Raw genomic sequence first — 9,039 nt, 5'->3', positions numbered from 1 at the left:
GTTTAATTTGATAATGATAGATAGTAATTTGAAAAGTTTTAAAATAATTCCAGTTAACAGATCAATAGTCTTAAGTACATTAAAGCTATAAAATATACATTTCAACAAAACAACTCAACAAATCACAACATCGGTTAAGCGCAAATAGCGGGCAATCTGGTGAAAAGTGCTATTTTAGACATCAAGTAAAAAACAACAAAGCCGACAAGTTTGCGACCCTACTCCACGCTACTTGCCTTAACCAAGACCGTTACCTGCAAGCTTTCAAAAAAATCCAGTATGAAGAAAACTTTTTTTGTCCTCTTATTTATATTTCTGACAGTGAGCTGTAAAGAAGAAAAAACAAATTCACTAGTCATAAAAGAAGAAAACAAGTTCAACCAGGATTTGGCTAAAGAATTAGAAGAAATACGTCAAACTGACCAATTCGCCGCTGACATAGCTCGTGATGAATATGAAAAATTATCTGAACAAGAGTGGAAAACAATTCAGGATAGTCTCCACCTAGAGAATCAGAAACGCATAAAAGAAATTTCTGACCAATATGGTTTCGTAGGATATGATTTGGTGGGAGAACGTGGTTCTCAAAGTTTTTGGTTGGTCGTTCAACACGCTGATAATAATCCAGAATTTCAAAAGAATATTTTGGGAAAAATGAAAATCCAAGTTTTAAATAAAAATGCCGATCCAGTTAGTTTCGGACTTTTAACTGATAGAGTAAAATTGAATACCGGACAAAAACAAGTCTATGGAAGTCAGGTAACTTATAATTGGGAAATTTGTCAAGCAATACCAAGGGATTTAGCCGATAGTAAAAATGTAAATAAAAGAAGAAGCGAGATTGGTTTAGAACCTATTGAAGAGTATCTAAATAGAATGTCTGAAATGCATTACAAAATGAATGAAACGATTTTTAAAAAAAATGGTTTGAACGGACCTACACTTTATAAAACGGAATAATATTATAATTTTAGTAAAACGCCAGCAGGTAACATCGGTTAAGCGCAAATTGCGGGTATTCCAATGAAAAGATATATTTTAGACACCAAGTAAAAAACAACAAAGCCGACAAGTTTGAGACCCTACTCCCACTACTTGCCTTAACCAAGACCGTTGTAAATTATGGCTCAGAATGAAAAACGTAAAAAAATAACGGCAAATCTGAATTAAAAAAGCCAATCTCTCGCAATTATTACGCTGACTTTTTTAAGATTTAAGTAAAAACATAAAACACTCAATTCTGAGGTTTATGTGAAAAGTTTGAAAAGATAAAAAACGGATAAATCGGATATTTTTAAAATTATTACGCTGATTCTTACTCTGACGTAAAAAAATAAAATAGATACATTCAGGTTGTTATTCTGACTTTTACTCAAGCCTTAAAAATGGATAAATTGAATGCCTTTATAATAATTCTGATGTTTACTCAGACGTAAAAAAAGACTAAAATGATTCAGAAGAAAAGAATAGAAACTGACTCTTACTCGAATGTGAAAAATTATAATCAAGATTCAGAAAAGAAAAAAATGACTCAAAAAGAGTGACAACAAAACAACATATTCCGAGAATCGCCACAATGTACAACATCGGTTAAGCGCAAATAGCGGGCAATCTGGTAAAAAGTGTTATTTTAGACACCAAGTAAAAAACAACAAAGCCGACAAGAATCCGTCCCTACTCCACGCTACTTGCCTTAACCAAGACCGTTGGCAGCAATAATTTAGATGGATAATCGTACAATAATAAAAATCATAAATCAGATTATTTCAATTTCCGATTGTAATAAAGAGTTTTTAGATGATTCTTACGGAGCTTCAAAATCGTTTGGTATAGGAGAAACAAATATCTCTTTTAACGGAATTGAAAAGGTTTCAATTTTCCAGAAAAATTTAGATAAATTATATCAAAGTAATAAGGAAGTAGCTGCCACAATTTCCTTAAAAACCTTTGAAGAAAATTTTATAAAACTTTTACGTCAATGGAAAAATGATTCTATACCACCTAATATAGATCACTTCAACGAATTAATAAACACGTTTCTAAAATTAGAAATTAAAGAATCTGAAATTTTCTATGAATTATATGGCTTAGAAATGGAAAGTCCAAATCATAATCTAGGGCAATTTAAAATTTACAACTTTAATAAAACAGAAGAAAAATTATATATGGATTATCCACATTTATTGAAGAAAAAATTATTCTTTGATAATCGAAATTCAGATTTTTTCCTCTCCATTAAAGTTAGCGCAAGGGAAAATAGAAAGGCTGTAGAGATAGGTGATAATTATATAAAATCATTTGAAAATGTAATGAACTATATGATTGCGGACTTAAAGAATGAGAGAAATATTGGCTCATTTAATCATAGAGAATGGAGAAGTTATAATAGAATATTATTAACGGAAAAGTCAGTTGGGTTCAGTGGTAATAGAAAACTCACTTTTCCAGAAAACATTGAAGACCCTTACTTTATTGATTCTTCACAAGGAAATGACAAAATTTGGTTTTTAATCACAAAAAAGGATAAGAATGAGATTGAAAAAAGAATCTTACAATCAATAGAATGGATTGGAAAAGGCGTTTATGACAACGACTTATCGAAGTCTTTGGTTCAATTCGTTTTCGCAATTGAGGCTATGCTTAAATACGATGAGAAATCCGCAATTTCCCCTTCTATCGTAAGCCAATTGAGTGAATGGCTCGCCTTCATTATTGAGAAGGATTTTGAAAAAAGAAAAGAATTAGCAAAATACTTTAAAGATGTTTATCGTAAAAGATCTTCAATAGTTCACGGAGGAGAAAACAGTGTTGATATAAAAGATGTACAACTGGCATTAAAAACTTCAAAAAGATTAATCTATTCATTAATGGTTAAAAAACCTTTCAATTCATTCAAAAATATGAAAGAACTATTTGAGTACATTAACGAATTAAAATTTCAGTAATTACAGCTGCCAACATCGGTTAAGCGCAAATAGCGGGCATTCCAATGAAAAGTGCTATTTTAGACACTAAGTAACAAAATAACTAAGCCGACAAGAACGCGTCCCTACTCCACGCTACTTGCCTTAACCAAGACCGTTGTGGCTAATAGCCCAAAAAACAAAATTCCGTAAAGAACATAATTATAAATCAACTGATAAGAACCAATATTTCGCAACTGTTACGCTGAATTTATAAGATTGAAAAATGATTAAAAAGGAGTTCATTGACTTTTACTCGAACCTAAAGATTTGAGTTCTTATTCTAACTTTTACTCAGGATTGTTAGCCACAGAAAATTGAATGATTTTTTAAATTCAATTCGCTGAATTTACTCGGGCGTGAAGAAGTTAAATAAAAAGAGAATTAAAGAACAAAAATGGTTTAAAAGCAATTCGCTGACTTTTACTCGAACCGAAGATTTGAGTTCTTATTCTGACTTTTACTCAAGATTGTTAGCTACAAAAAATTGAATGATATTAAAGATAAACCACTGACATCACTCAAACGTGAAAAGTGTCAAAATCAATGAGATTTAAAATAATAATATTGATAAAAATTTTCCTACTCGGATAAAAGCTACTAGCCACAACATCGGTTAAGCGCAAATAGTGGGCATTCTGGTGAAAAGTGCTATTTTAGACACCAAGTAAAAATCAACAAAGCCGACAAGAACGTGTCCCTACTCCACGCTACTTGCCTTAACCAAGACCGTTGTGCAAAATTTAATACAAGATTTGAGAAATTTAAAATTATACTTTCTGACTTTACTTTTTATTTCAACTTTGAACAGTTGTAAACAAGAAGAAAATTTAAAATTGTCCAGTGAAAAAACAATTCCCCAATTCACCGAAAAACAACAAGATTCTTTAAAAGATATATATCTGAATAACGGAGCTTGGCTGACTGATGTTTATTCGCAAGATTGGCAAAACGAAATTGACAAAGGATTGAAAGTGGATTCTACAATAGCTTATTTCTGGCAACAGAAAGCTATGCCATTATTCAAACAAGGTAAATACGAGGTAGGAATGACCTTCATTGATAAGGCAGTAAAGTATAATCCTGAAAGATGGCAACGATACAGAGCATTTATAAAGTGTATATTTTCTAAGCAATATAAAGACGCAATTATTGATTTTACGGATTATCAAGAAACATATGGATACGGATTTGAAATGGATCACTCATATGATTTTTACATCGCGTTAAGTTACTTGCAACTAAGTGAATTTGGAAAAGCAGAAAAGTTGTTTGAGAAAGATTATGAGAAAACTATTGATAAAAAAGGTGAAGACTGGTTACACCATTTAGACCTCTTTTATTACGGAATTAGCAAGTACGAACTAAAAAAGTATGAAGAGGCTTTAGTACTATTTGATCAAGCCTTAGAGAGATATCCGCAATTTTCTGACGTTCAATATTACAAAACGAAAATTCTTTATAAATTAAGTAGAACAGAGGAAGCAGAAAGCGTTTATCAAAGTGCAAAGGAAAATGCTCGTAAAGGCTTCTCAATTAATGAGGACAATGTCATTTATGAAAGATATCCTTATCAAGTTAGATGGAATTAAACTTAGCACAACATCGGTTAAGCGCAAATAGCGGGCAATCTGGTGAAAAGTGTTATTTTAGACACCAAGTAAAAAAACAACTAAGCCGACAAGAACGCGTCCCTACTCCACGCTACTTGCCTTAACCAAGACCGTTGGCAAGCATTAAAAAAAACAAAAAATGAATAGAATTTACAATTTAATTTTTCTTCTAATTACAATTATTTCAACAGCACAGAATGAAGATAAATCTAAAACCCTAGAGGTAGTCGGATTCGCAAAAGTGTCAATATCTCCAGACATGGGAATTTTAAACATTAATATTAGTGAAATTGATATGCATTTTAGTCAGTCAATTACTAGACTAAATAATAAGTCAGAAGATATTGCTAACCAGCTAAAAAAGATAGGATTTGAGCAATCAGCAATTAGAACCGAAAATTTTGATGTTCGGAAAAATACGGTATATAGAAATAATAAAAATATTGATAGCGGATATATTGCAACCCAACAAATTCACCTTGAATTTAAAAATGACCAAAAAAATATTACAAAAATTCTAAACCAATTCTCAAATAGTAGTACCGAATTCAATTTAAATTTCAACTTTAAGCTCTCGGATTCATTAAAGGAAAACGTTCAAAAACAGATTATAAAACTTGCCACTGAGAATGCATTTAGTAAAGCAAAACTAATTAGCGAAGCTGCTAAAATTGATATTGAGAAAGTGTCAAAAATTAATTATGGAAACACCTATAATGCAGGTATGAGAATTTATAATAATGATCAAGGATTAAATGAAATTGTGTTAAGTGGATCGAGTTCAAAACTCAAAGGATTCACACCGAGTGATCTAGTTTATACTGACAATATTTTAGTGATATGGAATTTAAAATAACGCTAGCCAACATCGGTTAAGCGCAAATAGCGGGCATTCTGGTGAAAAGTGCTATTTTAGACACCAAGTAAAAAACAACAAAGCCGACAAGAACGCGTCCCTACTCCACGCTACTTGCCTTAACCAAGACCGTTAGCTGCAATTTAGAAGAAAATGGCTCTATTCAATAACTTAACGCAACAAATCTAAACTTATAGATTTGTAAAATGGCAGTAAAAAAACACAGGCGATTATCTTATCAAGAAAGGATCATTATCCAAACTCTTTTAGAAGAAAATAAAACCAAATCCTTCATTGCTAACAAGCTTGGAAGAACGAGATCTACCATCACCAGAGAAGTCAACAGATGGGTCACTAAACCAATTGAAAAGTATGATGCATTCTTAGCTAATTTCAACGCTAAAGATGACTATCTCAACAAGAGAAACCTGGATAAAATAAGCACACATTCCCTACTTAGATTTTTTGTCTATAAAGGACTATTATCCAACTGGACACCAGAGCAAATTTCAGGAAGACTCAAGGAAATCTATCCCAATGACCCTATCATGTCCATTTCACATGAAGCTATTTACAGACACATCTATACAAGACCTCAAGCAAGTTTGAACAAGAAACTAATCAAACTACTAGTACGCAAAAAAACAAGGCGGAGACCCAATAAAAGAAGACGTGGAGGCGGGAGTAAAATAATCAACCAAGTCAGCATTGACAGTAGACCCAAGCATATCGACCTTAGAGAAGAAGTAGGACATTGGGAAGGAGATCTCGTTATAGGAAAAAACCATAAAAGTGCTATTGGAACTATTGTAGAGCGCAAAACTAGATTCACTTTAATCCTTAAACTAACCTCTAAAAAAGCTGGGGAAGTTGCAAAAGAATTCAGTAAAATATTAAACCAATTAAATCCAATTTTCAAAAAAACGATGACCTACGATAACGGAATTGAAATGGCTAGACACGAAGAAATCACACAAAAAACTGGAATGAAAATCTACTTTGCACACCCCTATTCCTCATGGGAAAGAGGAACCAATGAAAACACCAACGGTCTCATTAGAAGATACCTTCCAAAAGGAACAGACTTCAATCAAATTGACCAAAAGAAACTGTTCTTGATTCAAGAAAAATTGAACAATAGACCACGAAAAATTATAGGCTATAAAACACCTAAAGAATTAATGAATTTTGAACTGAAGTTTGTAGCTTAGTAACATCAAAAACCAACAACGATTTGTTGCGTTACAACATTGAATCCAGCATGCAAAGTAAAGAAGAGAAAACAATTAAGATTTTTATTTCCTATAGTTGGAAACCCGTTTCAAATAAAGATAAGGTTTTAACCCTAGCAGAAAGACTTACGAATGATGGAATACACGTTATTTTAGATGATTGGGATTTAAAAGAGGGTCAAGATAAATATCATTTTATGGAACAAATGGTTAATGATCCGGAAGTCCAAAAAGTTTTACTTATTTGTAATAAAGAGTATGCTAAAAAGGCTAATCAAAAAATTGGTGGAGTTGGAATAGAAAGCTTAATAGTATCCGATGATATATATAGCGAAGCAGATCAAACAAAATTTATTCCAGTAGTTATGGAATATGAGAATGAAAAACCTTGTATACCAACATTCGTAAAATCAAGAATTTATATTGATTTAAGTAATGAAGATCATTATGAAGAAAATTATGAAAGATTAATTCGTAATATATATAATAAACCAATTTCGAAACGACCTCCGATTGGTAAGATGCCAGTTCATTTAGAAGATGATGATCCTATTTTCTTACCTACGGCACACAAAGTTGCAGCAATAAAAAATTCCTTAATTAATCAAAAAGAAAATTCAACCTTATTAATAAAGGATTACTTAAATACTTTCGTAGAAAGTTTATCATTATTTGAGATAAATTTTGAAAATATAAATGAAGAGAACTTTATCAATGAGGTTGAAAAAAGTATAGTAGAATTACAAGCCTTGAAAAATGATTTTATTGAATTCACAACATCTATTTTTAAATATTCAACTGAAGATTATGAAGAAATATTCATAGAGTTTTTTGAAAGCTTTCTTCAGTTTTATGAAGATAATGACTTGAGACTCGACTCGGGAAAATCATTGAATGATCTTAGGGTAGATAATTTCAGATTTTTCAATTATGATCTATTTCTAAACTTTTCTAATATCCTGATAAAAAATCAGAGATTTAAACTATTGGCCGCTATTGTAAAAACGGATCTAATTGTTACTCGAAAATGGAATAGAAAAGCAGAGGCTACAAATTTTGAGGAATTTCGAAAATATAACTATACACTTAACGAATTTAAAAAACAAAAATTGAACTCTAATCGTATTAGTATAGTTGCTGACTTAATTAAACAGCATTGTAAAATACCTAAGTTTGAAGATTTAATTAGAACCGATATAATTTTATATTATCTAAGACTTTTTTATCCAAGTAAAATAAGATATAACGAAAATTGGGTGCCTGAAACAAGTGCATTAGCTTCTTCTCAAATAGAAATATTCCCTAAAATAATTTCAAAAAGATATTTTAATAAAATAAAAGTACTTTTTGACGTAGATAGTGTTGAGGAGTTAAAAGAAAAAATACTATCACTCGAAGATAAAGATGATTTAAAAGGCTTTAATTATAAAGTTCCTAGATTACGTTATGCATTAAAATATGACGAATTGGCAATATATAACTAAACTGCAGCTAACATCGGTTAAGCGCAAATAGCGGGCATTCTAGTGAAAAGTGCTATTTTAGACATCAAGTAAAAAACAACAAAGCCGACAAGAACGTGTCCCTACTCCACGCCACTTGCCTTAACCAAGACCGTTGTGCATAATATTTTAAGAGTGCAAAATTGAAATCAACCAAAGATTACCGAATAATATTATCAAATTGTTAGGAAAATTAAAATTGAAAAGACTTAGTATACTATTGATTTCTCTATTGGCTTTAAACTCCTGTAAGGAAGATAAAAGTAAATCCTTACTTCAGGAAAAACCAAGTGATTCTAAACAAGATAATCGAGAGATTAATACGTTTACTTTTCCAGATACCGTATTTATAAATACAATGGTAAAAGGTGTAATTGAATATAATAGAAACTTTGGCAATACTAACGATTCAAAAATTAAGGAGCGATATATATTCTTTCATGTTGGGACAGATCAAAATTATGAAAATTTAGAAATAGAAGAATTTGATAGATTTCCAAATCGTCTGGCATTTGAAGACACAATTGGAAACGGATTAATACAATTTGAAACAGTTTTCACTAAATCTGGCTTAAATTATTTACACGGAGTTGTAAAAGATATTTATATAATTGAAACAAGTCAAATTGAGGATAGTATTTAGGTATCTAATAAGGAAACATTAATCACGAAAAGAGTATTTGTCCTTGACAAAAAAAATTGAATTTCCGTTCAGCAACATGTTTAAGTACAAAAAATACTTTGCACAACATCGGTTAAGCGCAAATAGCGGGCATTCTGGTGAAAAGTGCTATTTTAGACACCAAGTAAAAACCAACTAAGCCGACAAGAACGTGTCCCTACTCCACGCTACTTGCCTTAACCAAGACCGTT

7 protein-coding genes are annotated in these 9,039 nt (G+C 31.4%); all 7 read left to right on the top strand.

Features of this window, described 5'->3' with window-relative positions:
• Positions 1-279 precede the first annotated feature (279 nt).
• The 7 genes from I130_RS14540 (at position 280) to I130_RS14510 (ending at position 8,809) form a co-directional block, all read left to right on the top strand.
• Positions 280-960 (top strand): DUF6624 domain-containing protein, encoded by a 681-nt coding sequence (locus I130_RS14540; RefSeq protein WP_034924865.1) that lies wholly within the window; start codon positions 280-282, stop codon positions 958-960.
• Between the two features lie 764 nt (positions 961-1,724).
• On the top strand, positions 1,725-2,945 hold the full coding sequence (locus tag I130_RS14535; protein ID WP_034924863.1) for a HEPN domain-containing protein: 1,221 nt from the start codon (positions 1,725-1,727) through the stop codon (positions 2,943-2,945).
• 752 nt (positions 2,946-3,697) lie between these two features.
• Complete coding sequence (locus I130_RS14530; protein ID WP_232224159.1) at positions 3,698-4,555, top strand: tetratricopeptide repeat protein; 858 nt, start codon at positions 3,698-3,700, stop codon at positions 4,553-4,555.
• 160 nt (positions 4,556-4,715) lie between these two features.
• Complete coding sequence (locus I130_RS14525; RefSeq protein ID WP_034924861.1) at positions 4,716-5,432, top strand: SIMPL domain-containing protein; 717 nt, start codon at positions 4,716-4,718, stop codon at positions 5,430-5,432.
• A gap of 206 nt (positions 5,433-5,638) precedes the next feature.
• Positions 5,639-6,643, top strand: coding sequence for an IS30 family transposase (locus I130_RS14520; RefSeq protein ID WP_034924857.1), 1,005 nt, complete (start codon positions 5,639-5,641; stop codon positions 6,641-6,643).
• A 50-nt stretch (positions 6,644-6,693) separates the two neighbouring features.
• Positions 6,694-8,148: a toll/interleukin-1 receptor domain-containing protein gene (locus tag I130_RS14515; RefSeq protein WP_034924855.1), complete on the top strand. Its 1,455-nt coding sequence runs from the start codon at positions 6,694-6,696 to the stop codon at positions 8,146-8,148.
• A 217-nt stretch (positions 8,149-8,365) separates the two neighbouring features.
• Positions 8,366-8,809 (top strand): hypothetical protein, encoded by a 444-nt coding sequence (locus tag I130_RS14510; protein WP_157480453.1) that lies wholly within the window; start codon positions 8,366-8,368, stop codon positions 8,807-8,809.
• Positions 8,810-9,039: the final 230 nt, after the last annotated feature.

The sequence above is a fragment of the Gillisia sp. CAL575 genome, assembly GCF_000403785.1.
Taxonomy (GTDB): domain Bacteria; phylum Bacteroidota; class Bacteroidia; order Flavobacteriales; family Flavobacteriaceae; genus Gillisia.
This window is presented reverse-complemented; position numbering and strand designations above follow the sequence as displayed.